Source organism: Pseudonocardia spirodelae, assembly GCF_037727765.1.
Classification (GTDB): domain Bacteria; phylum Actinomycetota; class Actinomycetes; order Mycobacteriales; family Pseudonocardiaceae; genus Pseudonocardia; species Pseudonocardia spirodelae.
Genome location: NZ_JBBJUP010000010.1, coordinates 1 through 23,607, shown reverse-complemented (window position 1 = coordinate 23,607; position 23,607 = coordinate 1). Strand labels below are relative to the sequence as shown.

At 74.6% G+C, this 23,607-nt stretch carries 24 protein-coding genes; 14 read left to right on the top strand and 10 right to left on the bottom strand.

The window, feature by feature from the left end:
* Nucleotides 1–71 precede the first annotated feature (71 nt).
* Nucleotides 72–1,706 carry a purine-cytosine permease family protein gene (locus WJX68_RS13655; protein WP_340290638.1) on the bottom strand — a complete coding sequence of 545 codons (1,635 nt, stop codon included), beginning with the start codon at nucleotides 1,704–1,706 and terminating at the stop codon, nucleotides 72–74.
* 424 nt (nucleotides 1,707–2,130) lie between these two features.
* Between WJX68_RS13655 and uraD the strand changes: the two genes are divergently transcribed.
* The 4 genes from uraD to WJX68_RS13635 are packed head-to-tail and all read left to right on the top strand — an operon-like array spanning nucleotide 2,131 to nucleotide 5,399.
* Entirely contained in the window at nucleotides 2,131–2,637 is a 507-nt protein-coding gene (gene uraD / locus WJX68_RS13650; protein WP_340290636.1) for a 2-oxo-4-hydroxy-4-carboxy-5-ureidoimidazoline decarboxylase, read from the top strand.
* Nucleotides 2,634–2,936 (top strand): hydroxyisourate hydrolase, encoded by a 303-nt coding sequence (locus WJX68_RS13645; RefSeq protein ID WP_340290634.1) that lies wholly within the window; start codon nucleotides 2,634–2,636, stop codon nucleotides 2,934–2,936. Before uraD ends, WJX68_RS13645 begins: the two co-directional genes overlap by 4 nt.
* 4 nt (nucleotides 2,937–2,940) lie before the next feature.
* Nucleotides 2,941–3,867, top strand: a complete 927-nt coding sequence (gene pucL, locus WJX68_RS13640) for a factor-independent urate hydroxylase (RefSeq protein WP_340290632.1) — start codon at nucleotides 2,941–2,943, stop codon at nucleotides 3,865–3,867.
* Nucleotides 3,868–3,899: 32 nt separating this feature from the next.
* Nucleotides 3,900–5,399, top strand: coding sequence for a nucleobase:cation symporter-2 family protein (locus tag WJX68_RS13635; protein WP_340290630.1), 1,500 nt, complete (start codon nucleotides 3,900–3,902; stop codon nucleotides 5,397–5,399).
* 116 nt (nucleotides 5,400–5,515) lie between these two features.
* Here the strand turns inward: WJX68_RS13635 and WJX68_RS13630 are convergent, their stop codons facing one another.
* The 5 genes from WJX68_RS13630 to WJX68_RS13610 all read right to left on the bottom strand — a co-directional run bounded on the left by WJX68_RS13630 (nucleotide 5,516) and on the right by WJX68_RS13610 (nucleotide 10,996).
* Nucleotides 5,516–6,391: a DUF559 domain-containing protein gene (locus WJX68_RS13630; protein WP_340290628.1), complete on the bottom strand. Its 876-nt coding sequence runs from the start codon at nucleotides 6,389–6,391 to the stop codon at nucleotides 5,516–5,518.
* Nucleotides 6,392–6,504: 113 nt separating this feature from the next.
* On the bottom strand, nucleotides 6,505–7,320 hold the full coding sequence (locus WJX68_RS13625) for an IclR family transcriptional regulator (protein ID WP_340290626.1): 816 nt from the start codon (nucleotides 7,318–7,320) through the stop codon (nucleotides 6,505–6,507).
* A 9-nt stretch (nucleotides 7,321–7,329) separates the two neighbouring features.
* On the bottom strand, nucleotides 7,330–8,727 hold the full coding sequence (gene allB / locus WJX68_RS13620; RefSeq protein ID WP_340290623.1) for an allantoinase AllB: 1,398 nt from the start codon (nucleotides 8,725–8,727) through the stop codon (nucleotides 7,330–7,332).
* Complete coding sequence (locus tag WJX68_RS13615) at nucleotides 8,724–9,458, bottom strand: aspartate/glutamate racemase family protein (RefSeq protein WP_340290620.1); 735 nt, start codon at nucleotides 9,456–9,458, stop codon at nucleotides 8,724–8,726. Before WJX68_RS13615 ends, allB begins: the two co-directional genes overlap by 4 nt.
* On the bottom strand, nucleotides 9,458–10,996 hold the full coding sequence (locus tag WJX68_RS13610; protein ID WP_340290617.1) for an NCS1 family nucleobase:cation symporter-1: 1,539 nt from the start codon (nucleotides 10,994–10,996) through the stop codon (nucleotides 9,458–9,460). Before WJX68_RS13610 ends, WJX68_RS13615 begins: the two co-directional genes overlap by 1 nt.
* A 197-nt stretch (nucleotides 10,997–11,193) precedes the next feature.
* Here WJX68_RS13610 and WJX68_RS13605 point away from each other — a divergent pair, with 197 nt between their 5' ends.
* From WJX68_RS13605 to alc, 6 genes are read left to right on the top strand one after another with little or no spacing between them, the layout of a single operon-like run.
* Entirely contained in the window at nucleotides 11,194–11,586 is a 393-nt protein-coding gene (locus tag WJX68_RS13605) for an allophanate hydrolase-related protein (protein WP_340290615.1), read from the top strand.
* 19 nt (nucleotides 11,587–11,605) lie between these two features.
* Nucleotides 11,606–12,394, top strand: a complete 789-nt coding sequence (locus WJX68_RS13600; protein WP_340290612.1) for a hydroxypyruvate isomerase family protein — start codon at nucleotides 11,606–11,608, stop codon at nucleotides 12,392–12,394.
* Entirely contained in the window at nucleotides 12,391–13,329 is a 939-nt protein-coding gene (locus tag WJX68_RS13595; protein ID WP_340290996.1) for an NAD(P)-dependent oxidoreductase, read from the top strand. The genes WJX68_RS13600 and WJX68_RS13595 overlap by 4 nt, the downstream gene beginning before the upstream one ends.
* On the top strand, nucleotides 13,326–15,116 hold the full coding sequence (gcl, locus tag WJX68_RS13590) for a glyoxylate carboligase (RefSeq protein WP_340290609.1): 1,791 nt from the start codon (nucleotides 13,326–13,328) through the stop codon (nucleotides 15,114–15,116). Before WJX68_RS13595 ends, gcl begins: the two co-directional genes overlap by 4 nt.
* The gene (locus WJX68_RS13585; protein ID WP_340290607.1) at nucleotides 15,113–16,315 is read left to right on the top strand and encodes a glycerate kinase; all 1,203 of its coding nucleotides are present in this window, start codon (nucleotides 15,113–15,115) and stop codon (nucleotides 16,313–16,315) included. Before gcl ends, WJX68_RS13585 begins: the two co-directional genes overlap by 4 nt.
* A gap of 13 nt (nucleotides 16,316–16,328) precedes the next feature.
* Entirely contained in the window at nucleotides 16,329–17,321 is a 993-nt protein-coding gene (gene alc / locus WJX68_RS13580; protein ID WP_340290605.1) for an allantoicase, read from the top strand.
* A gap of 25 nt (nucleotides 17,322–17,346) precedes the next feature.
* On the opposite strand, the gene WJX68_RS13575 is transcribed toward alc, so the two are convergent.
* The 4 genes from WJX68_RS13575 to WJX68_RS13560 form a co-directional block, all read right to left on the bottom strand.
* Nucleotides 17,347–17,841, bottom strand: a complete 495-nt coding sequence (locus WJX68_RS13575) for a sodium-independent anion transporter (protein ID WP_340290603.1) — start codon at nucleotides 17,839–17,841, stop codon at nucleotides 17,347–17,349.
* Between the two features lie 495 nt (nucleotides 17,842–18,336).
* On the bottom strand, nucleotides 18,337–18,792 hold the full coding sequence (locus WJX68_RS13570; RefSeq protein WP_340290600.1) for a DUF2795 domain-containing protein: 456 nt from the start codon (nucleotides 18,790–18,792) through the stop codon (nucleotides 18,337–18,339).
* Nucleotides 18,789–18,923: a hypothetical protein gene (locus WJX68_RS13565; RefSeq protein WP_340290598.1), complete on the bottom strand. Its 135-nt coding sequence runs from the start codon at nucleotides 18,921–18,923 to the stop codon at nucleotides 18,789–18,791. The genes WJX68_RS13570 and WJX68_RS13565 overlap by 4 nt, the downstream gene beginning before the upstream one ends.
* A 263-nt stretch (nucleotides 18,924–19,186) precedes the next feature.
* Nucleotides 19,187–20,086 (bottom strand): isocitrate lyase/PEP mutase family protein, encoded by a 900-nt coding sequence (locus tag WJX68_RS13560; protein WP_340290596.1) that lies wholly within the window; start codon nucleotides 20,084–20,086, stop codon nucleotides 19,187–19,189.
* A gap of 126 nt (nucleotides 20,087–20,212) precedes the next feature.
* Here WJX68_RS13560 and WJX68_RS13555 point away from each other — a divergent pair, with 126 nt between their 5' ends.
* The 4 genes from WJX68_RS13555 to WJX68_RS13540 form a co-directional block, all read left to right on the top strand.
* Complete coding sequence (locus WJX68_RS13555) at nucleotides 20,213–20,869, top strand: GntR family transcriptional regulator (RefSeq protein ID WP_340290593.1); 657 nt, start codon at nucleotides 20,213–20,215, stop codon at nucleotides 20,867–20,869.
* Complete coding sequence (locus tag WJX68_RS13550; RefSeq protein WP_340290590.1) at nucleotides 20,866–21,495, top strand: isochorismatase family protein; 630 nt, start codon at nucleotides 20,866–20,868, stop codon at nucleotides 21,493–21,495. Before WJX68_RS13555 ends, WJX68_RS13550 begins: the two co-directional genes overlap by 4 nt.
* Nucleotides 21,496–22,578 carry an LLM class flavin-dependent oxidoreductase gene (locus tag WJX68_RS13545; protein WP_340290587.1) on the top strand — a complete coding sequence of 361 codons (1,083 nt, stop codon included), beginning with the start codon at nucleotides 21,496–21,498 and terminating at the stop codon, nucleotides 22,576–22,578. It abuts the gene before it with no gap.
* Nucleotides 22,579–22,675: 97 nt separating this feature from the next.
* The coding region (locus tag WJX68_RS13540; protein ID WP_340290584.1) for an acyl-CoA desaturase at nucleotides 22,676–23,607 on the top strand (932 nt) is incomplete at its 3' end.

Here is a 23,607-nt window from a genome sequence, read left to right as displayed (position 1 = left end):
GGGTCGCGGTGGCCGCCGCGGGCGGTCGGCGGCGGCCACCGCGGGCACGGCCGGGAGCCCGGCCGCGGGCCTCAGTGCTGCGCGGGCAGCACGTGCTCCCCCGCACGGTCGGTCGCCAGGCACAGCGAGCAGACGTGCCCGCCGGCGGCGCTCGCCGTCATGTCCGGGCGCTCGAGGTCCTGGCCGCACGCCACGCAGCACAGCACGGCCGCCGACGGGTTCCCGTGCTCGTCGTACATCGGCTCGTCGATGCCGTCGTCGCGGCGGCGCAGGTAGTAGCGGCCCCGGGTGGCGACGGCGAGCACCGGCGGCAGCACGAACCCGAGCACGATGGCGACCAGCGGCGAGAACGGCTGGACCGCCGGCCCGAGGGCGCCGAAGAACGTCGCGATGGACAGCCCGCCCGCGACCACGACCGACCCGAACCCGACCGGGTTGACCGGGTACAGCATGCCGCGGCGGAACTCCGGGGTCTTCGGCGAGATCCCCAGCAGGTACTTGTTCACCACGATGTCGGTCGCGACGACGACGATCCAGGCGATGCCCATGTTGGCGTAGAAGCCGAGGACGGTGTTGAGGAAGTCGAACATGTTCGCCTCCATCAGCACCAGCGCGATCGCCAGGTTGACCCCCAGGAACACCAGCCGGCCCGGGTAGCGCCCGGTGACCCGGGTGACGGAGTTGGTCCAGGCCAGCGAGCCGGAGTAGGCGTTCGTGACGTTGATCTTGATCTGGCTGATGACGACCAGCACGACCGCGAGGGTGACCGCCAGCCAGCCCGGCACGAGGTCCTCGTAGATCAGCAGGAACTGCTGGACGGGCTCGTTCGCGACCCGCGCGCCACCGGCGACGGTGGCGATGACGTAGACGGCGAGGAACAGCCCGACGACCTGCTTCACCGCGCCGAACAGCACCCAGCCGGGGCCCGCGAGCAGCGTCGCGGCCCACCAGCGACGCGCGTTCTCCGGGGTCTTCGGGGGCATGAACCGCAGGTAGTCGATCTGCTCGGCGATCTGGGCGATCAGCGACAGGCACACCCCGGCCGCGAGCATGACCGCGCCCAGGCTCGGCGCGCCGTTGCCGTCCTCGCCCCGGTAGGCCAGGAACGCCGTCACCGACTCGGGGTGGGCGGCCACGAGGTAGCCGAACGGCAGCACCATCAGGACCAGCCACAGCGGCGTCGTCCACAGCTGCAGCGTCGACAGCAGCGACATCCCGTGGACGACCAGCGGGAAGATGATCACCGTGGACAGGGCGTAGCCGAGCCACACCGGGATGCCCAGGCCGAGCTCGAGGCCCTGGGCCATGATCGAGCCCTCGAGCGCGAAGAAGATGAACGTGAACGTCGCGAAGATGACGTTGGTCAGGATCGAGCCGTGGTAGCCGAAGCCGCTGCCGCGGGTGATCAGGTCCAGGTCGAGGTTGTAGCGGGCGGCGTAGTAGGCCACCGGTGTGCCGGTGGCGACGACCACGAGCGCGAAGACGGCGATGCCCCACAGCGCGTTCGTCGTGCCGTAGGCGATGCCGATGTTGGCCCCGATCGCGAAGTCGGCGAGGTAGGCGATCCCGCCGAGCGCGGTCACCCCGACCACGCCCGGGGACCAGCGCCGGTAGCTGCGCGGCGCGAACCGCAGCGTGTAGTCCTCCAGCGTCTCGCGCGCGGCGCCGACGGCCGTCGGCGCGGGCGGCGTCATCTCCTGTGTCATGCCGTCTCCCCCGGTGGCCGGGTCGGTGACCACCGGTGACCGATGCTCCGTCGTGCACCCGTCGGCACGGGTTGCCCGGCCGTGACGACTGCGTGACGCCCCATCCCGGCGAACAGGACCTTCCGGGCGTCGCGTGACGCGCGGTTGTCCGGGCGGGACGACTGCGTGACGATCCGGGCGCGGCGGGTGTGGAACCCCGCCGTCGCGGTCACCGTGGACGCCCCGGAACCCGCGCCGGCCCCTCGTCCGGCCCTCCCGGTTCCGATCACGCCCGGCGCCGGGTCCGGCCCCGGGCGCCGGCGCCTGCCGGGATGCGGTCGCGGTGACCCTTGACACAGCGTCTCCCCGACGCCAACACTGTCGTTGTTCGGAACCACGATTCCGCATTGTGAAATCTGCGGAGTCCCGCACGGAAGCAGGGCCCATGCCGGACGCACTCCCGCTCCACCGCCTCAATACCGCCGCACCGGACGAGCTGCGCGCCGTCCTGCGCGCGGTCGTCACCTCGCCCGCCTGGGCGGACCGGTTCCTGGCCGGCCGGCCCTACGCCGGTGTCGACGACGCCGTCGCCGCCGCGGAGAAGGCCGTCCTCGCCCTCGGCACCGCCGAGATCGACGCCGCGCTGGCCGGGCACCCCCGGATCGGCGAGCGCCCGGGCGGCGCGCACGCCGAGGGCGCCGCGTTCTCCCGCTCCGAGCAGTCCGGGGTGGACACCGGCGCCGACACCGCGGCGCGGCTGGCGGCCGGCAACGCCGCCTACGAGCAGCGCTTCGGGCACGTCTTCCTGATCCGCGCGGCCGGTCGCGACGCCGGCGAGGTCCTCGCCGAGCTGCGGCGCCGGCTGGACAACGACCCGGCCACCGAGCGGGCCGAGGCCGCGGGCCAGCTCGCCGAGATCACCGCGCTGCGGATGCGGCAGGTGCTGGCATGAGCAGCTTCTCCACCCACGTCCTCGACGCCGCCGCCGGCCGCCCCGCCGCGGGCGTGCCCGTCACGCTCACCGCCGGGGACACCGTCCTCGCCTCCGGCACCACCGACGACGACGGCCGCTGGCGCGCCCCGGACACGGCCGCGCTGACCGCGGGCGTCCTGCACCGGATCACGTTCGTGACGCCCGGCCCCTTCTTCCCGGAGGTGTCGATCGCGTTCCGCCCGGAGCGCACCGACCGCCACCACCACGTGCCGCTGCTGCTGTCGCCCTACTCCTACTCCACCTACCTCGGGAGCTGACCCCATGTCCGTCTCGGTCCACCTCGGCGACAACAAGTACGGCAAGGCGGAGGTCCGCGTGGTGCGCGTCGTGCGCGACACCGACCGCCACGAGATCGCCGACCTGAACGTCACCAGCCAGCTGCGCGGCGCCGCGCTGGAGAGCAGCTACCTGACCGGCGACAACGCGAAGGTCGTCGCCACCGACACCCAGAAGAACGTCGTCTACGCCTTCGCCTCCGAGCACGGCATCACCTCGCCCGAGGAGTTCCTGATGCTGCTCGGCGACCACTTCACCGGCGAGTTCGACTGGATCACCGGCGGGCTGTGGCAGGCCGAGCAGTACGAGTGGGAGCGGATCCTCGTCGACGGCGCCGGGCACGACCACTCCTTCGTCCGCAAGGGCCGCGCCACCCGGCTGGCCACGGTGCAGAAGGTCGCCCACGGCGACGGCTGCGCCACCCACGTCACCGCCGGGCTCAAGGACCTCACCGTCCTCAAGTCCACCGGCAGCGAGTTCCACGGCTTCCCCCGCGACCGCTACACCACGCTCGTCGAGACCGACGACCGCATCCTCGCCACCTCGGTCACCGCGCGCTGGCGCTACCTGCCCGAGGCCGTCGCGGCCGGGATCGACTACAACGCCGTCCACGACGCCGTCGGCGCGGCGATGCTGGCCGCCTTCGCCTCGACCCACTCGCTGGCGCTGCAGCAGTCGCTCTACGAGATGGGCCGCGCGGCGATCGAAACGTGCGACGGCATCGCCGAGATCCGCTTCGCGATGCCCAACAAGCACCACTTCCTGTCCGACCTGTCCCCGTTCGGCCTCAAGAACCCGAACGAGGTGTTCTACGCCGCGGACCGCCCCTACGGCCTCATCGAGGGCACCGTCGTGCGCGACGGCGTGACCCCGGCGCCGGAGGCGTGGACCGACGTGCCCTCGTTCGTCTGACCCCACCACCGCACACCCGAGGGGAAGCGCGCATGAGCACCGCACCGAGCACGGAACCGAGTACGGGGCACGCCCGGCGGCCCGAGGACGAACGGCTCGGCCTCGGCCCCACCGTCGGCTACGGCGTGCAGCACATCCTCGCGATGTTCGGCGGCGTCATCGCCGTCCCGATCATCATCGGCGGCGCGGCCGGGCTCGACCCGGTGCAGAGCGCCGTCCTCGTGGCCTGCGGGCTGTTCGTGAGCGGGCTCGCGACGCTCCTGCAGACGCTCGGCCTGCCGTTCTTCGGCTCGCAGCTGCCGCTGGTGCAGGGCACCTCGTTCGCGTCGGTGTCGACGATGATCGCGATCGTCGGCGACGACGGCACCGACGGCCTGCGCACCGTCTACGGTGCGGTGCTCGTCGCCGCGCTGGTCGGGCTGCTCATCACGCCGTTCTTCGCCAAGGTCGTGCGGCTGTTCCCGCCGGTGGTCACCGGCTCGATCATCACCGTGATCGGGCTGTCGCTCATGCCGGTGGCGACGGGCTGGATCACCGGCCGGGAGACCGTGACGGTCGCCGGCGCGACGGTGCCCAACCCGGCATTCGCGTCGCTGCCGAACATCGCGCTGGCCGCGTTCACCTTCCTGGTCGTGATCGTGGCCAGCCGGATCCGGGCGGTCTCGCGGCTGTCGGTGCTGCTCGGGCTCGTGGTCGGCACCGTGGTCGCGCTGGCGCTGGGCCTGAGCGGCTTCTCCGCGGTCGGGCGGTCGAGCGTGCTCGCCCTGCCGACGCCGTTCGCGTTCGGGGCGCCGCTGTTCGAGATCGGCGCGATCGTCTCGATGGTCATCGTGGTCCTGGTGATCATGGTGGAGACGACGGCGGACATCCTCGCCGTCGGCGAGGTGGTCGAGACCGAGGTGGACTCCCGCCGGGTCGGCGACGGGCTGCGGGCCGACATGGCCGCGTCGCTGCTCGCGCCGGTGTTCAACTCCTTCCCGGCGACGGCGTTCGCCCAGAACGTCGGCCTGGTCGCGCTCACCGGGATCCGGAGCCGCTTCGCCGTCGCCGCCGGCGGGGCGCTGCTGCTGCTCCTGGGGCTGTCCCCGATCGCGTCCGCGGTGTTCTCCGCGATCCCGCAGCCGGTGCTCGGCGGAGCCGGGATCGTGCTGTTCGGGACGGTCGCCGCGAGCGGCATCCGGACGCTGGCCACCGTGGAGTACCGCAACACCAACAACATGGTGATCGTGGCCGCGTCGGTGGCGTTCGGGCTGGTCCCGGTGGTGTCGCCGGACTTCTGGGAGAACTTCCCGGCCTGGTTCTCGACGATCTTCCACTCCGGCATCAGCTCCGCCGCGATCGTCGCGGTGCTGCTGAACCTGTTCTTCAACGTCCTCGGGGCGGGACGGCCGGCGCCGTCGATCGTCGCCGCGGGACCGCCGGTCCTCGTGCAGACCGGCGAGATCCGCATCCTGTCCTCGGGCGAGGTGCTCGGCCCGGACTCCTACGAGCCGGTCGAGGCGAAGCCGGGCACGCGCGTCCGGGAGGAGTGAGCTCCCGGACGGCGTGACCTGACGGCCGTGGGGCCGGTGCCCGGTGCACCGGCCCCACGGTCGTGTCCTGATCGCGACGGTCGAGGGTCTCGGTGCCGGATCCGGCACCGAAACCCTCACGCGGCTCGGTCACGGACCGCCTGCCGGACCCGGCGGACCGTGAGGTCCGGGGAATCGTAGACGTCGGACCAGGTGAACCGCAGCACCGTCCACCCCGCCGTCGACAGCGCGTTCTGCTTGCGACGGTCGGCACGGAACCGGTCGGGGTCGCTGTGCCACGCCCAGCCGTCGACCTCGACCGCGATGCGCAGCGACGGGATCGCCAGGTCGATCGTCCACGGCCCGAACGCCACCGCACGCACCAGCCCGGCGATGCCGGCGCGGCGCAGCAGGCGCAGCAGCCGGCGCTCGAGCCCCGAGTCAGCGCGGTCCCCGGCGGCGACGAGGAGCCTGGCGCTCCGTGCGATGCCCGGGGTGCCGGCGACACGGCAGTACGCGGCGTGCAGGTCCGGCAACGAGACCCACCGCTGTTGCAGTGCGCGGTCGAGGAACGCGGCGCCGTCGCGGAGCGTCCCCGCCGTCTCCAGGACGGTCAGCGCGGGCCCGGTGACGGTGACACCGCGGAACGCCGCCCGGTCGAGCGGGTCGAGGTCGCGCCGGCGCAGCCGCACATCGTCCCGGCGCGCCCGCTGCACCACGGGCGGGACGGCGAGCACGATCTGCGACGGCGCCTCCGCCCGGAAGCCGAGCCAGAACGCCGCGGCGGATCCGGACACCGTGCTGCGGGCCCCGCCCCACAGCCATGCCGCGCGGACCCGGACCTCGTCGGTGATCCGGTGGCCCCCCACGAGGTAGACACCGGGGTGGAGCGCCCGCCACGCCCCCGACGACACACGCCGGGCGACGGTCCGGGCCGGCACGCCGTGCGCGATCGCCTGCGCTCGGGACAGGACACCGGCCTGACCCGTCAGCAGGTGGTCGAGAGCCGTCATCCGCGCAGCCTGCGGCACCCGAGGACGCCTGCGGGCCGGAACAGCCGCCCCCGTTCGCGCGAGCGATCACACTCCCCGGCCACTGCCGGCACCGGTGGTGATCACCGGCGCCCTCAGCCGCCCGCGGCGTCCTGGCGGGCCAGCTCGGCCACGAGCGCGTCGGCCGCGGCCTGCAGCTTCGGCACGGCCGAGTCGAGCAGCGCGTCGGTCATCCGCGTCGTCGGCCCGGAGATGGAGACGGCGGCGGGCAGCGGACCGTCCAGCGCGACGGCGACGCAGCGCACCCCGAGCTCCTGCTCCCCCTCGTCGACGGCGTAGCCCGCGGCACGGACCTTGTCGAGCTCGGCGGCGAACTCCTCCGGGGAGGTGATCGTGTTGTCGGTGTGGCGCACGAAGTCGGTGTGGCGCAGGATCTCGCGCGCCCGCTCCACCGGCATCCGCGACAGCAGGGCCTTCCCGACGGCCGTGCAGTGCGGGGACACCCGGCGTCCGACCTCGGTGAACATCCGCATCGAGTGCCGGCCGGGCTCCTGGGCGACGTAGACGACCTGGTTGCCCTCGAGCAGGGCCAGGTTCGCGCTCTCGCCGATGTCGTCGACGAGCTCGACCAGCCGCGGCCGCGCCCACACCCCGACCAGCCGGCCCGCGGTGTCGCCGAGGCGCACCAGTCGCGGGCCGAGCGCGTACTCCCGGGAGGACTGCTGGCGGACGTAGCCGCGGCCCGCCAGCGTCCGTACGAGCCGGTGGATCGTGGGCAGCGGGAGGCCGGAGGTCGCCGCGAGGTGGGACAGGCTGACCGTCCCGCCGGCGTCGGCCATGGCCTCCAGCAGGTCGACGGCGCGTTCGACGGCCTGCACGGTCCCCGAGCGCGCCGGGGCGGCGACGACGCCGGGACCGGCCACGCCGTCGTCGGGATCGTTCTTCCGCATGACGGAAGTCTAGCCCTGATCGTCCGTAGGACCGGGCATCTCGCCCGGAACGGCGCCGGTCACCCGCTCGACCGAGCCGCGCCGCAGCAGCCGTCCGTGCGGCTCCCCCGTGACGTCGACGTCGCGCCCGCCCAGCACCGTGCGCCGGACCACGCCGGACAGCGAGCGGCCCGCGTAGGCGCTCACCTTGTTCTTGTGGTGCAGCCGGTCCGGGTCGACGACGTAGGCGGCGTCGGGGGCGAAGACGGCCAGGTCGGCGTCGTAGCCCAGCGCGATGCGGCCCTTGGACCGCAACCCGACCAGGTCGGCGGGCTTCGACGCCATCCACTGCACCACCTGTGCCAGCCCGATGCCGCGCCGGCGCGCCTCGCTCCACACCAGCGACAGCCCCAGCTGCAGCGAGGACACCCCGCCCCAGGCCAGTCCGAAGTCACCGGAGTCGAGCAGCTTCAGCTCCACCGTGGACGGCGAGTGGTCGCTCACGATGCAGTCGATCGTCCCGTCGAGCAGGCCCTCCCACAGCAGCTCGCGGTTGGACGCCTCGCGGATCGGCGGGCAGCACTTGTGCGTGGTGGCACCGTCGGGGATCTCCTCGGCGAACAGCGTGAGGTAGTGCGGGCAGGTCTCGGCGGTGATCCGGACGCCGTCGCGGCGCGCGGTCGCGATCATCGGCAGCGCGTCGGAGCTGGACACGTGCAGCACGTGCGCCCGCGCGCCGGTCCAGCGCGCCCGCTCGATGACCTCGGCGATCGCGAGGTTCTCCGCGCCGCGCGGGCGCGAGCGCAGGAAGGTGTCGTACCGCGCGCCGTGCGGGGTCGGGGCCTTCTCGATGGCGCGCGAGTCCTCGGCGTGCACGATCATCATGGCGTCGAACGTGGCCAGCTCGGCCATGTCGCGTTCCATCTCGTCGGCGTCGAGCGGCGGGAACTCGTCGACGCCGGAGTGCAGCAGGAAGCACTTGAAGCCGAAGACGCCCTCGTCGTGCAGCCCGCGCAGGTCGCCGAGGTTGCCCGGCACCGCGCCGCCCCAGAACCCGACGTCGACGAACGCCTGGTGCTCGGCGACCTTGCGCTTCACCTCGAGCGCGGCGACGTCGACGGTCGGCGGGATCGAGTTCAGCGGCATGTCGACGATCGTGGTGACCCCGCCGGCCGCCGCCGCCCGGGTCGCCGACGCGAAGCCCTCCCACTCGGTGCGGCCGGGCTCGTTGACGTGCACGTGGGTGTCGACGAGCCCGGGCAGGAGCACCTCGTCGTCGGCCAGCTCGATCACGCGGGCGCCGTCGAGGGCGTTGCCCAGCGGCTCGATCGCGACGATCCGCCCGGCCGTCACACCGATCTCGCGGGGCTGCTCGCCGGCCGTGGTCATGATCCGCTTCCCGCGGACCACCAGGTCGTAGCTGGTCATGACATCTCCAGGGGGAATCCGGTGATCTTCTTCCTACGGGGGGCGGCGTAGGTGCGGGCCTTGGACGTCGACAGTCCCAGGCGGACCAGGGACTCGGCCACCGTCACCGCGGCCTGCACGCCGTCGACGACGGGCACCCCGGTCTCCGCGCGCACCGTCGCGTCCAGCCCGGCCATGCCGCCGCAGCCGAGGCAGATCACCTCGGCGTGGTCGTCCTCGACCGCGAGCCGGGCCTGCTCGACGATGGCGGCGACCGCCCGGTCGGGGTCCTGCTCGAGCTCCAGCACCGCGAGCCCGGAGGCGCGCACCGAGGCGCAGCGCCGGTCCAGCCCGGCCAGCAGCAGGCGGTCCTCGATCAGCGGCACGGTGCGGTCCAGCGTGGTCACCACCGCGTAGCGGTGGCCGAGGTACATCGCGGTGGCCGCGGCGGCCTCGGTGATGTCGACGACGGGGACGTCGAGCATCTCCTGCAGGCCCTCGCGGCCGTGCTCGCCGTAGCCGGCCTGGATCACCGCGTCGAACGGCTCGCCGGAGTCGCGGTGGCGCGCGACCGCGTCCGCCACCCCGACGGCGGCCAGGTAGCTCTCCAGGTTCCCCTCGACGGACTCGGCGCCGAAGCGCGGCGTGAGCCCGACGATCTCGGTGCCGGGCGCGGCGACCGAGCGGGCCGACGCGGCGATGGCGTCGGTCACCGAGGCGGTGGTGTTGACGTTGACGACCACGATCCGCATCAGTGCCCCCCGGCCGGCTCGACGGCGATCGACTCGCCGGACACCGCGTGATAGGTCCGCCCGCGGGGCGCGACCAGCACGGTGAGGATCGCGGCGATCCCGGCGCCGAGGAACCAGCTGAACGGCGCCACCGGGCCCAGTGCGGGCACGAACCCGACCGCGACGGCGACCAGCGCGGAGGGCACGAACACCGCGACCGCGCGCCGGTTGACCCCGCCGCGGTAGTGATAGGCCCCGGTGCTCGCCTCGGAGTAGAGCGCGGGCACGTCGATCCGCCCGCGCCGGACCAGCCAGTAGTCGGCCATGACGATGCCGAACAGCGGGCCGAGCAGCGCGCCCAGCACACCCAGGAAGTAGGTGATCACGACCGGCGAGTCGTAGAGGTTCCACGGCAGGATGAGCAGCCCGATCAGCGCGCTCACCACCCCGGCCCGGCGGAAGTCGAGCATCTTCGGGAACAGGTTGGACAGGGCATAGCACGGCGCGACGAAGTTGGCCATGAGGTTGACCGCGATCGTCAGCACCAGCAGGGCGGCCGAGGCGAGCAGCAGCAGCGGCGTGTTCGGGATCGTGTTCACGACGTCGGCCGGGCTGGAGACGACCTGCCCCGAGATCCGCAGCTGCCCGCCGGCGAGGACGACGACGATCACGCCGAAGAACAGCGTGTTGGGCAGGATCCCCCAGAAGCTCCCGCGCCGGACCGCGCCGGTGGAGACCGCGCCCCGGGTGAAGTCGCAGAAGTTGAGGACGAAGGTGCCGTAGATCGCCGTCCACAGCGCGGCGCCGGCGAGGATCTCCACCCACATGGCGCCGCCGGTCAGCGCGCCGGGCACCGACAGGGCGATGTCCCCGCCGGTCTGCCACAGCATCCAGCCGGCCAGCACCGCGAGGGTGAGCAGCACGATCGGGCCCGCGACGGCCTCGTAGCGGCGGATGCCGTCCATGCCGCGCAGCAGGATCGCCACCTGCACCACCCACAGCACGACGAAGCAGATCCACCCCAGCGCCGACAGCCCCAGGAAGGACACCTGCTCCAGCGCGGCGGCGCCGGGCGCGACGGCCAGCACCATCACCGTCAGGACGCGGGTGGCGAGGTAGGTCTGGATGCCGAACCAGGCGATCGCGACCGCGCCGCGGACCAGGGCGGGCAGCTGCGCGCCCCGGATGCCGAACGCGATCCGGCTCATCACCGGGAACGGCAGGCCGGTGCGGAAGCCCATGTAGCCGGCGACGGTGAGCAGCACCAGCAGCAATAGCGCGCCGATGCCCAGCGACACGAGGATCTGCCAGGCGCCCAGGCCGAGGGCGAACAGGCCGAGCGCGAAGCCGTAGTTGCCCAGGCTGTGCACGTCGACGGCCCAGAGGGTGAAGATGTTGTAGGCCTTCCAGCTGCGCCCGTGCACCGTGGTCGGTGCCAGGTCGCGGTTGTAGAGCCGCGGGCTGGGCGCCGCGGTCCCCGGCGGGGACGGCGGGCCGCCGGTGGTCGGTGCGGTGGACCGGCTCTCGCCGGTGGCGTCGGTCGTTCCGGGTCCCGTCATGGGGCCACCTCGGTTCCCACTGTTTTCCGCGATGTGAAACGAATCTCTTGCCTCGTGGAATCACGCTATGGCGCGGGTCACGACTGCGTCAAGGGGTCGCGGTCGACGGCGAGGCTTGACAGCCCCCGGCGCGCGTGGTCCGATTCACATCACACAACGGAATCATATTTCCGCATCGCGGAATTACGGAGGCTCCGGTGACGGCTCTCTTCTGCTCGGGCGACGCGATGCGCGGCGGTCGGCTCCACCACAACGTCTCGGCCCACCCGTTCCTGGGCGCCGTGCGCACCGCACCGCACTACCGGATGTACTCGGTACGCGACGCCTTCCCGGCGCTGGTCGAGGACCCCACCGGGGCGGTCGCACTGGCCGGGGAGATCTACGACGTCCCGCTCTCGGCGATCCGCACCGACTTCCTGCCCGACGAGCCGCCGGAGCTGGAGCTCACCGTCATCGAGCTCGACGACGGGCGCGACGTGCTCGCCGTCGGGCTCCGGCCGGGCGTGCTGCAGCGCCAGGCCGACGAGCTCACCGACATCACCACCCACGGCGGGTGGCGGGCCTACAAGGGGCTGCCCGACCCCAGCTGACCTCAGACGAGGAGACACCGTGCGCTACACCGTCAACTGCTCCATCGTCCTTCCCGCGCTGCCGCTGCTGCAGCGGCCCGCGGCCGCCGCGGCCGCCGGCTTCGACGCCGTCGAGTTCTGGTGGCCCTTCGCCGAGCCGGTGCCCGCCGACCGCGAGGTGGACGCGTTCGTCGCCGCCGTCGCCGACGCCGGGGTCACCCTGACCGGCCTCAACTTCGCCGCCGGGGACATGCCCGCCGGCGAGCGCGGCATCCTGTCCGACCCGGCGCGCTCGACCGAGTTCGCCGACAGCGTCGCCGTCGCCGTCGGGATCGGTGAGCGGCTCGGCACGCTGGGCTTCAACGCCCTGTACGGCAACCGCCGCGACGACCTCGACCCGGTCCGCCAGGACGAGACGGCCGACGCGAACCTCGCCATGGCCGCCGCGGCCGCCGCCCGGATCGGCGCGGTCGCGCTGCTCGAACCGGTCAGCGGTGTGGAGGCCTACCCGCTGAAGACCGCCGACGACGCCGTCGCCGTGCTCGACCGGGTCGGCTCGCCGGACCTGCGCCTGCTGCTCGACGTCTACCACCTCGCCGTCAACGGCGACGACCCCGCCGCGGCGATCGACCGCCACGCCGGGCGCATCGGCCACGTGCAGATCGCCGACGCCCCCGGGCGCGGCGAGCCCGGGACCGGCACGCTGCCGATCCACGACCTGCTCGCCCGCGTCGTCGCCGCCGGCTACCGCGGCCCGGTGAGCCTGGAGTACTCCCCGGCCACCGACGACCCGTTCGCCTGGCTCGCCGCCGCCCGCACCGGCGCCTGAGCCACCCCGCACACCACCTCCACGACCCTCCACGACACAGCAGGAGGCACGTCATGACCACCGTCGCGTTCGTCGGACTCGGGATCATGGGTGACCCCATGGCCCGCCACCTGGTGGCCGCCGGCCACGAGGTCACCGGCCACAACCGCAGCCCCGAGAAGACCCGCCCGCTCGTCGACGCCGGCGGCCGCGCCGCCGCGACCGTCGCCGAGGCCGTCGAGAAGGCCGAGGTCGTGGCGCTGATGCTGCCCGACTCGCCGGACGTCGCCGACGTCTGCACCGGAGCGGGCGGCGTCTTCGACACCGCGCAGCCGGGCACCCTGGTGATCGACTTCTCGACCATCCGCCCCGACGTGGCGCGCGAGCTCGCCGGGCGGGCCCGCGAGCGCGGGCTGCGCATGGTCGACGCCCCGGTCTCCGGCGGGCAGGCCGGCGCGGAGAACGCCGCGCTGTCCATCATGGTCGGCGGGGCGGCCGACGACGTCGAGGCCGCCCGCCCGCTGCTCGACGCCGTCGGGAGGACGGTCGTGCACGTCGGGCCGTCCGGCGCCGGGCAGACCGTGAAGGCCGCGAACCAGCTGATCGTCGCGGGCAACATCGCGCTGCTCGCCGAGGCCGTCGAGTTCCTGCGGGCGCACGGCGCCGACCTCGAGGCCGCCGTCGAGGTCCTGGGCGGCGGGCTCGCCGGCTCGAAGGTCCTCGACCAGAAGGCCGCGAAGATGCTGTCCGGGGACTACGCCCCCGGTTTCCGGATCGACCTGCACCACAAGGACATGGGCATCGTCGCCGAGTCCGCCCGGGAGGCCGGGGTCGTCACCCCGGTGGCCGCGCTGGTCGCCCAGCTCGTGGCCGCCACCCGGGCCGCGGGCGACGGCGCTCTCGACCACTCCGCGCTGCACCGCACCGTCGCGCGTCTGAACGGGGCCGCATCGTGACCCGCATGACCGCGGCCGAGGCCGCCGTCCGCATCCTGGAGCTGGAGGGCGCGACGCAGGCCTTCGGCGTCCCCGGCGCGGCGATCAATCCGTTCTACGCCGCGCTGCGCGCCCGCGGCACCATCGGCCACGTGCTGGCCCGCCACGTCGAAGGCGCCTCGCACATGGCCGAGGGCTACACCCGCTCCGGGCCGGGCAACATCGGCGTCTGCATCGGCACCTCGGGGCCGGCGGGCACCGACATGGTCACCGGCCTGTACTCGGCGTCGGCGGACTCGATCCCGATCCTGGCGATCACCGGGCAGGCGCCGGTCGCGCGGCTGCACAAGGAGGACTTCCAGGCCGTCGACATCGCGGCCATCGCGGCGCCGGTCACGAAGATGGCGATGACCGTGCGCGAGGCCGCGCAGGTGCCGGGCGCGTTCGCGCAGGCGTTCCACCTGATGCGGTCCGGGCGTCCCGGCCCGGTTCTGATCGACCTGCCGGTCGACGTGCAGCAGACCGAGATCGACTTCGACCCCGACACCTACGCGCCGCTGCCGGTGCACCGCCCTGCGATGACGCCGCCGCAGGCCGCGAGGATCCTCGACCTGCTGGCCTCGGCCGAGCGGCCGCTGATCGTCGCGGGCGGCGGGATCGTCAACGCCGACGCCTCCGCGGAGCTCGTCGAGCTGGCCGAGCTGCTGGGCGTGCCGGTGGTGCCGACCCTGATGGGCTGGGGCACGATCCCCGACGACCACCCGCTCGCCGCGGGGATGGTCGGCCTGCAGACCGCGCACCGCTACGGCAACGCCACCTTCCTGGAGTCCGACCTCGTCGTCGGCATCGGCAACCGGTGGGCCAACCGGCACACCGGCGGGCTCGACGTCTACCGCAGCGGGCGGCGCTTCGTGCACGTCGACGTCGAGCCGACCCAGATCGGGCGGGTCTTCGCCCCGGACTACGGCGTCGTCTCCGACGCCGGGGCCGCGCTGCGGTCGCTGCTGGCCGAGGCCCGCCGCCGGAGCGACGACGGCGGCCTGCCGGACCGCTCGGCGTGGGCCCGCTCGTGCCGGGAGCGGAAGGCGACGCTGCTGCGCCGCACCGACTTCCCGCACGTGCCCATCAAGCCGCAGCGCGTCTACCAGGAGATGAACCGGGCCTTCGGCCCGGAGACCCGCTACGTGACCACGATCGGGCTGTCCCAGATCGCGGCCGGGCAGTTCCTGCACGTCTACCGGCCGCGGCACTGGGTCAACTGCGGGCAGGCCGGGCCGCTGGGCTGGACCATCCCCGCCGCGCTGGGCGCCGTCGTCGCGGACCGGTCGACGCCGGTGGTGGCCCTGTCGGGCGACTACGACTTCCAGTTCATGCTCGAGGAGCTCGCCGTCGGCGCCCAGTTCGGGCTCGGCTACGTGCACGTCGTGGTCAACAACTCCTACCTCGGGCTGATCCGGCAGGCCCAGCGCGCCTTCGGGATGGACTACGAGGTGTCGCTGGCCTTCGACAACATGCACGCCGACGAGGAGGCGACCGGGCTGCCCAAGGGCTACGGCGTCGACCACGTCCGCGTCGCCGAGGGGCTGGGCTGCGTGGGTCTGCGGGTCACCGACCCCGACGAGCTCGCGAGCACCCTGCGCCGGGCCACGCAGCTGGCCGGCGAGCACAAGGTGCCGGTCGTGGTCGAGGTCGTGCTGGAGCGGGTCACCAACATCGCGATGGGCACCGAGATCGACGCCGTCACCGAGTTCGAGGACCTCGCCGAGAGCCCGGCGGACGCACCGACGGCGCTGGCCCACCGGCCGTGAGCAGCAGCGACGGGCCCGGCGGCCGGCCCGGTGGCAGGCCGGGTGGCAGGCCCGGTGGCACCGTCCTGCTGGCCCCGGACAAGTTCAAGGGCTCGTTGGACGCGGCCGCCGTCGCCGCGGCGCTGGCCGCCGGCATCGCCGACGCCGACCCGCACCGCCCGGTGCGGTGCTGCCCGGTCGCCGACGGCGGCGAGGGCACGGTCGCCGCCGCCCTCGCGGCGGGCTGGACCCCGGTCACGACGGCGGCGACCGGCCCGACCGGCGCGCCGCTGGCCGCGACCTGGGCCCGGCACGGCGCCACCGCGCTGGTGGAGCTGGCCGCGACCTCCGGGCTCGCGGTGCTTCCCGGCGGGGAGCCCGACCCGGGCGGGGCGGGCACCGAGGGGCTGGGCACCGTGCTGGCCGCGGTGCTCGACGCGGGCTGCACCGACGTCGTCGTCGGGCTGGGCGGCAGCGCCACCACCGACGGCGGCGCGGGGCTGCTGCGCGGGCTGGGCGCCCGGGTCCTCGACGCGGCCGGGGCCGAGGTGGGCCGCGGCGGGCTCGCGCTGGCCCGCGCCGACCGGCTCGACCTGGCCGGGCTGCACCCGCGGCTGCGCGGGGCCCGGGTGCGGGTGGCCGCCGACGTCGACAACCCGCTGCTCGGCCCGCGTGGCGCGGCCGCGGTGTACGGCCCGCAGAAGGGGGCCGACGCCGGGCTGGTGGCCGCGCTCGACGCGGCGCTCGCCCGCTGGGTGCGGGTGCTCGGCGACGCCACCGGCGCCGACCCGGACGTCCTGGCCGGCGCCGCCGGGGCGGGCGCCGCGGGCGGGGCCGGGCTCGCCCTGACCGCCGTCTGCGGGGCGCGCACCGCCCCGGGCGTCGGTACCGTCCTGGAGCTGACCGGGTTCCACGACGCCCTGTCCGGTGCCGGCCTCGTCGTCACCGGGGAGGGCAGGCTGGACACCCAGACCCTGCACGGCAAGGCCCCGGCCGGGGTCGCCGCGGCCGCCCGCGCGGCCGGGGTGCCGGTCGTCGCCGTCGCCGGGCAGGTGACGCTCGACCCCGGGGCGCTGCGGGCGGCCGGGTTCGCCGCCGCGCACGCACTGACCGACCTGGCCCGCGACCCCCGCGACGCCGTCGCCCGCGCGGCGGAGCTGCTGCGCCGGGCCGGGGCCCGCATCGCCACCGACCACCCGTCCACCGTTCCCACGACGTGACCAGGAGCAGACCGTGTCCGACCCCTCGCTCATCGACCTGGCCTCCCGCGCGCTCGGCGGCTCCGTCGTCGCCGCCAACGACGAGTTCTTCGCCCAGCGCGAGAACCTGATCACCGCCGCCCCGCCGCGGTTCGACCCCGACGAGTTCGGGCTGAAGGGCAAGGTCTACGACGGCTGGGAGACCCGCCGCCGGCGCGAGCCCGGCCACGACTGGGCACTGGTCCGGCTCGGGGCGCCCGGTGCGGTGGACCACGTCGTCGTGGACACCTCGTGGTTCCGCGGGAACTACCCGCCGGAGATCGCGGTGCAGGGCGCCGCGGTGGAGGGGCACCCGTCGCCGGAGGAGCTGCTCAAGGCGGACTGGTTCGAGCTGGTGGGACGCTCGGCGTGCGCCGGGGACACCGCGAACGTCTACCCGGTGGCGTCGGGGCGCCGCGTCACCCACGTCCGGCTGGTCATGCACCCCGACGGCGGCATCGCGCGCTTCCGGGTGCTGGGTCGGGTGCTGCCCGACCCGCGGTTCCTGGAGGGCACCGTCGACCTGGTCGCGGCGGAGAACGGCGGGCACGTCACCGGCTGCTCCGACGAGTTCTACTCCTCCCCCGGCAACCTGATCCTGCCCGGGAAGGCCCGGCACATGGGCGAGGGCTGGGAGAACGCGCGGCGTCGCGACGGCGGCAACGACTGGGTCGAATTCGCCCTCGCCGCCGGCGGGGTGCCGCGCCACGTGGAGATCGACACGACCTGGTTCGTCGGCAACGCCCCGGGGTGGGTCTCGGTGAGCACCCGCGACGAGCGCACCGGCGGGGCCCCGCGGGTCCTGCTCGAGCGCGAGCGCGTGCAGCCCGACACCCGCCACCGGTTCCTGCTGCCCGGCGCCGGCGGGGCCACCCACCTGCGCCTGGACGTGTTCCCCGACGGCGGGCTGTCCCGGCTGCGGCTGCCCGGCGAGCTCGACGCCGACGGTGCCGCCGCCCTGCGCCGCGCCGTCGAGGAGGCCGGCTGAGCCGGCGCCGCACCGCGCGGCCGGCTCAGGAGCCCGAGGCCACCGGACGGGTCCCGGACGGCCGGGGCACCCCCGGGGCCGCGTCCCCGGCGGCCGGGGCGCGGTCGTCGTCGGCGGGGCGGCGCGGCGGCGGCAGCGCCGCCCCGGGCGTGCTCGCGACGAGTGCCCGCACCGCGACCTCGGCCGAGGGGAACGCGCTGCACCGCTGCAGCACCTGGCGGGCCCGCAGCGGCAGCAGCTCCGCGCGGCCGCCGCAGCCGGCCAGGTGCAGCCGGACCCCCTCGGTCCGTGACCGCGCCACGACCGCGCCCAGGCGCTCGACCGCGGCGCCGTCGAAGGAGCTGACCCCGGCCAGGTCGACGACGACGTGCCCCGGCGTCCGCCCGCAGCGGGCCTGGGCGTCGAGCATCCGCGCCAGCGCCTCCACCCCCGGCCGGTCCAGCCGCCCGGACACCCGGACCAGACGCACCCCCGGTCCCGCCGTCTCGACCGCCAGCCCGATCGCCGCGTGCCCCACCACGTCCGCCTCCTGTTCGCCCGCGGGCCCGCGCCGGGCCCGGCACCGGAGGCCTTCCCGCCGGGGTGCCGGCTACACGTCCGGGTGCGGCTTGACCGATCCGGCCGCCGGGATCGGGCGAATCCGTCCACATCCGGCGACGCCTGTGATATACATCACTTGACGCGCCACGGTGGCCGTGCCGTTCGGGACCTCCGGCCCTGGCGACGACCCCGCCCCGAGGCGCATCCTCGACGTCGTGCCGCCGGTACCGCCCCCGCGTCCGGCACCGCACGGCACGCCTCGACCCACCACCCGTCGCTGGGGAGCGGACGGGTGGCCACACCGGCCGGGGCCGGCGGATTCGGGACCGCCGGCCCCGGCCGACATGGCCGGACCCTCCCGGCGCGGACCCCGCACCACCTTCCCCGGACACACGACCGCACGCCGCGGATCCGGGTGGATCCGCGGCGCGCGGCAGGTGTCCGGGGTGGTCGCACGACCCCGGTGGTCCGGGACTCAGGCGGGGCGGCGGCCCGGGCCCGGGCCGGGTCCGCCGCGGGGCAGCGGACGGGTGAAGCGCGGCGGGACACCCGCGCGCTCGGCCGGGTGGATGCGGTCCGGGGCCGGCGCGGGGCGCACCGGCAGCGGGCGCAGCCGTCCGCGGGCGGCCGCGGTCAGCACGTCCACGACCGACTCGAAGGACGGGTAGCGGCCGTCGGGCAGCGGCAGGATCTGCTGGCGGACCACGCCGCTGACCCCCCAGGCCTCGGCCTCGGCGAGCACCTGCCAGCGGTGGGCCGGCCAGCGCAGGCCGGCCAGCACCCGGGCCAGGTTCTCGCGCAGCCGCTCCAGCTCGGTCGAGGGCGGGAGCGTCCGGTCGGGCGGCACGGGCAGCGACGGCAGCGCCGCCTGCGCGGGGGTGCCCGGTGCGACCGCACCGATCCGGCGTCGGGGGGCCGAGGGGGCGCTCATGCGGCCCATCCCTTCTCGAGCTCGGGCTGCTGCGCGCCGCTGCACGCCGGGTCGCCGTCGAGATGCCGGTAGGAGAACACCGGGGTCTCCAGCGGGGACGCGGGGTCGGTGTGCCGGAAGATGCGGCACACCGAGCCGTCCGCGACCGATGACCAACATCGTTCGCAGATGCGGAGCCGGGGAGTGTTCTGCTGCACGATTCACCGCCTGGGGCGAACTCGGGACCCCGCCGCCCTGTCCCGTTCCGAGCGACGTCCGCAGGTCAGCGGGGCGTGTGCGACCGAGTGTGGGCGAGGACATATCGACCCGCCACTCGTGACCGTGTAGTGCCAACTCGTCCGGTACCGCAGGGTTCGGGGGGCCAGGTTTGTCCCGTGAGCGCGACGGGTAGGCCTCACCCCCCGTCGTGGCGGTAGCGCTCCTCCAGCTCCCGGATCTCGCCGATGCCGGCGAGCTCGGCGAAGGCGTCGAGACCGCCCAGCTCGCCCAGCAGGGCCTGCGGGGTGCCGTCGGCGCGCAGCCGCTCCAGCAGCGCACGCATGCCGGCCGTCGCGGCGAGCAGCGTGCCGACCGGGAAGAGCACGAGGGCGAACCCGAGCTCGGCGAGGCGCTCGCGCGACAGCGGCGGTGTCCGTCCGCCCTCGGCCCAGTTGAACACCAGCCGGTGCCCGGCGAGCGCGGTCGCCACCGTCTCGATGTCGCGCTCGGAGGTGGGCGCCTCGACGAAGAGCAGGTCCGCACCCGCGTCGGCGCAGCGCCGCGCCCGGTCCAGTGCCTCGTCGAGACCGTGCACGGCCGCGGCGTCGGTCCGGGCGATGACCAGCAGGTCGGGGTCGCGGCGGGCGTCGACGGCGGCGCGCACCTTCGCCGCCATCTCCGCGGCGGGCACGACCTGCTTGCCGGCGAGGTGCCCGCAGCGCTTGGGCATCACCTGGTCCTCCAGGTGCAGCGCGGCGACGCCGGCCCGCTCGTAGTCGCGCACCGTGCGGACGACGTTGACCGGGTTGCCGTAGCCGGTGTCGGCGTCGGCGATCAGCGGCAGGTCGACGGCGTCGGCGAGCCGCCCGGCGTGCGCGGCCATCTCGGCCCCGCCGAGCAGGCCGACGTCGGGCCGGCCCAGCAGCCCCGCGGTGGTGCCGAACCCGGTCATGTAGACGGCGTCGAACCCGGCCTGCTCGACCAGGCGGGCGGACAGCGCGTCGTAGGCGCCGGGGGCGAGCACGGGGCCGCCGGCGTCGAGCAGCTCACGCAGCCGGGCGCGCCGGTTGCCGGGGCGGCTGAGGAGGTCGGCCACGGGGCATCCTTCCGTCGTTGTGTACAACGTGGTCCACTCTGCCCGTAACCCCGCCGTCACAACAGGCCCGATGCCTTGTGCATCCCACCCGTCGCTCCTACGTTGCATACAGCGGAGGTGAGGTCGATGGTCGACACGGCACCCCGGCGCGCGTCCGAGCGCGCCCAGGCCACGCTGCGGGAGGAGATCCTCTCCGGCGCGCTGGCCGCGGGCGCCCGGCTGGGCGAGGTCGAGCTGGCCGACCGGCTGGGGGTCTCGCGCACACCGGTCCGGGAGGCGCTGTCGCGGCTCGCGGCGGAGGGGCTGGTCGAGCTGCACCCGCACCGCGGGGCCCGCGTCTCCCGGTTCACCGAGGCCGACCTCGACGACATCTTCGACGTCCGCCGGGCCCTGGAGCCGCGGGCCACCGAACGGGCCGCGGCCCGGGCCACCGCCACCGACCTCGACGAGCTCGACGACCTCGCCCGCCGGATGCACGCCGTCGGCGCCCCCGGGCCCGGGCAGGACCTCGACGCGCTGGTCGAGCTGAACCGCGAGTTCCACGCCCGGCTGCTGGCGGTGGCCGACACCCCGGCCCTGACCTCGGCGCTGGCCGGCGTGGTGCACGCCCCGGTGGTGCTGCGGACCTTCCACACCTACGACGCGGCGTCGCTGGCCCGCAGCCTCGCCCACCACACCGAGATCGTCGCCGCCCTGCGCGCCCGCGACGGCGTCTGGGCCGCCGCGGTGATGGTCAGCCACATCGCCAACGCCCGCGCCGTCATGACCGGGGACCGCCGGTGAGCGGCCCGCACGGCGCCCCGTTCTCCGGGCGGGTCGGCTGGGGCCGTGCCCCGGCGGTGCTCGTCGTCGACCTCGTGCGCGCCTACACCGAGCCCGCCGGGCCGTTCTTCCTCGGCGCGCCCGCCACCGCCCGCGACGTCGTCGCCGGGACCGCCGCGGTCGTCGAGGCCGCGCGGGCGGGTGGCCACCCGGTCGTCTGGACCGTGGTGCGCTACGCCGCCGACCTCGCCGACGCCGGGTTCTTCGCCGCCAAGGTGCCCGCACTGGCGTGCTTCGCCGACGGCGCACCGGGCGGCTGGGGCGAGCTCGTCCTGTCCCCCGCCCCGGGCGAGGCGGTGCTCGCCAAGCAGCACGCCTCGGCGTTCGCCGGGACCTCGCTGGCCGCCACCCTGCGCGCTCGCGGGACCGACACGGTCGTCGTCACCGGGGTCTCGACCTCGGGCTGCGTGCGCGCGAGCGCGACCGACGCGCTGGCGGCCGGGTTCCGCCCGGTCGTCGTCGACGGCGCCTGCGCCGACCGCGACCCGGCCGTGCACGCGGCCAACCTCGCCGACCTCGACGCCAAGTACGCCGACGTCGTCGATCTGCCCCGCACCCTCACGCAGCTGTCCCCCCAGGAGGTCTGAGTGCACTACGGCGTGTTCATCCCCAACGCGACCAACGGCTACATCCTCTCGACCGGCAGCCCGCAGTACCGGCCGAGCTTCGCGCACAACGTCGCCATCACCCAGGAGGCCGAGCGTCAGGGCCTGGACTTCGTGCTGTCGATGATGAAGCACCGCGGGTCCGGCGGTCCCAGCGACTTCTGGGGCGAGTGCCTGGAGTCGTTCACCCTGTTCGGCGGGCTGGCCGCGGTCACCGAGCGGATCGGGCTCTACCCGTCGGTGACGACCCTGGCCACGCACCCGGTCATGGCCGCGCGGATGGTTGCGACCATCGACGAGATCTCCGGGGGCCGGTGCGGCCTCAACATCGTGACCGGCTGGAACAAGCCGGAGTACACCCAGATGGGCCTGTGGCCCGGCGACGACTACTTCGACCGCCGCTACGCCTACGCCGCGGAGTACGTCCAGGTCCTGCGGGCGCTGTGGAGCGAGGGGCCCACCACGTTCTCCGGCGAGTTCTTCACCTTCGACGAGGCGGACATGCGGCCCAAGCCGCTGCACACGCCCACCGTCGTGTGCGCCGGGCAGTCCCCCGCCGGTCAGGCGTTCACCGCCGAGCACGGCGACCGCAACTTCATCATGGCCGAGCGCTCCAAGGTCGGGGACATCGCCGCCGGCGTGCGGCGGCTCGGCGACGAGCGCGGCCGCGACGTCGGCACCTACGCGCTGTACTGCGTCATCGCCGAGGAGACCGACGCCGAGGCGGACCGGCTGTGCCGCCACATCGTCGAGAACGCCGACCTCGAGGCGATCAGCTACATGACCACCGGGGCGTCGCTGGACACCAACCCCGACGGCACGTCGGCGCAGCTGCTGGCGTCGCTGGAGCGACCGGCCGAGGAGGGGAACATGGCGTTCCTGTCGCTGCCGGTGGTGAAGGGCTCCTACGAGCGGGTCGCCGCCCAGCTCGACGAGATCGCGGTGACCACCGGCATCGACGGCGCACTGCTCACCTGGCCGGACTTCGTCGACGGCGTCACCAAGTTCGGCGAGCGGGTGAAGCCGTTGCTGAAGGAGGCGGCGCAGCCGGTCGCGCCGGCCTGAGCGGAGGCCCCGGCGGGGCCGGGCCGCGGGCGCGTACGCACGGTGAGGGGGGTTGTCCCCACTGTCCGTTCTGGTGCGAGCCGGAACCATCGCAGGGGTGACCGACTCCCGGCCCGCGGCCCGGCCCGACCTCTCCGACCGGCTCCGCCATCCCGTCCCGCACCTGTTCGTCTACGCGTTCGCGATCGTCCCCGCGCTCGCGCTCGTCGCCGCCGTCCCGCTCGCCTGGGGCTGGGGCCTGACCTGGCTCGACGCCGGTCTCGCCCTGGGCCTGTACGTCGTGTCGATGCTGGGTGTGACCGTCGGGTTCCACCGCTACTTCACCCACGGCTCGTTCACCGCGAACCGGGGGCTGCGGATCGCGCTGGCCGTCGCGGGCAGCCTCGCCGTGCAGGGTCCCGTCCGGCACTGGGTGGCCGACCACCGTCGTCACCACGCCTACGCCGACGCCGAGGGCGACCCGCACTCGCCGTGGCGCTACGGCACCTCCCCCGCCGCGCTGGTGCGCGGGTTCTGGCACGCCCACATGGGCTGGATCTTCGACCGCTCGCTCACCGACCAGCGCCGGTTCGCCCCCGACCTGCTCGCCGACCCCGACATCGACCGCGTGCACCGCGGCTTCACCGTGCTGACGATCCTGTCGGTGTTCGGGCCGGGCGTGGTCGGCGGCCTGGTGACGTGGTCCTGGTGGGGCGCGTTCACCGCGTTCTTCTGGGCCGGGCTGGTCCGGGTCGCGGTCTCGCACCACGTGGCGTGGTCGACGAACTCGATCTGCCACCTCGTCGGCGAGCGGCCCTTCCGGTCGCGTGACCGCTCCACGAACGTCTGGCTGCTGGCGATCCCGAGCATGGGCGAGTCGTGGCACAACCTGCACCACGCCGACCCGACCTCGGCGCGGCACGGCGTGGGCCGCGGCGAGATCGACATCTCGGCCGGGGTGATTCGGCTGTTCGAGCGGCTCGGGTGGGCGTGGAACGTGCGCTGGCCGAGCGAGAAGCGCCTCGCCCGGCTCGCCGCACGGCCGGACGA

What these genes read in the sequence shown, in the direction of transcription:
- WJX68_RS13570 (WP_340290600.1), bottom strand. Translation starts at nt 18,792, where the DNA reads ATGAGCGCCCCCTCGGCCCCCCGACGCCGGATCGGTGCGGTCGCACCG.
- WJX68_RS13655 (WP_340290638.1), bottom strand. Translation starts at nt 1,706, where the DNA reads ATGACACAGGAGATGACGCCGCCCGCGCCGACGGCCGTCGGCGCCGCG.
- pucL (WP_340290632.1), top strand. Translation starts at nt 2,941, where the DNA reads ATGTCCGTCTCGGTCCACCTCGGCGACAACAAGTACGGCAAGGCGGAG.
- WJX68_RS13635 (WP_340290630.1), top strand. Translation starts at nt 3,900, where the DNA reads ATGAGCACCGCACCGAGCACGGAACCGAGTACGGGGCACGCCCGGCGG.
- WJX68_RS13610 (WP_340290617.1), bottom strand. Translation starts at nt 10,996, where the DNA reads ATGACGGGACCCGGAACGACCGACGCCACCGGCGAGAGCCGGTCCACC.
- WJX68_RS13625 (WP_340290626.1), bottom strand. Translation starts at nt 7,320, where the DNA reads ATGCGGAAGAACGATCCCGACGACGGCGTGGCCGGTCCCGGCGTCGTC.
- WJX68_RS13615 (WP_340290620.1), bottom strand. Translation starts at nt 9,458, where the DNA reads ATGCGGATCGTGGTCGTCAACGTCAACACCACCGCCTCGGTGACCGAC.
- WJX68_RS13555 (WP_340290593.1), top strand. Translation starts at nt 20,213, where the DNA reads ATGGTCGACACGGCACCCCGGCGCGCGTCCGAGCGCGCCCAGGCCACG.
- allB (WP_340290623.1), bottom strand. Translation starts at nt 8,727, where the DNA reads ATGACCAGCTACGACCTGGTGGTCCGCGGGAAGCGGATCATGACCACG.
- uraD (WP_340290636.1), top strand. Translation starts at nt 2,131, where the DNA reads ATGCCGGACGCACTCCCGCTCCACCGCCTCAATACCGCCGCACCGGAC.
- WJX68_RS13630 (WP_340290628.1), bottom strand. Translation starts at nt 6,391, where the DNA reads ATGACGGCTCTCGACCACCTGCTGACGGGTCAGGCCGGTGTCCTGTCC.
- WJX68_RS13645 (WP_340290634.1), top strand. Translation starts at nt 2,634, where the DNA reads ATGAGCAGCTTCTCCACCCACGTCCTCGACGCCGCCGCCGGCCGCCCC.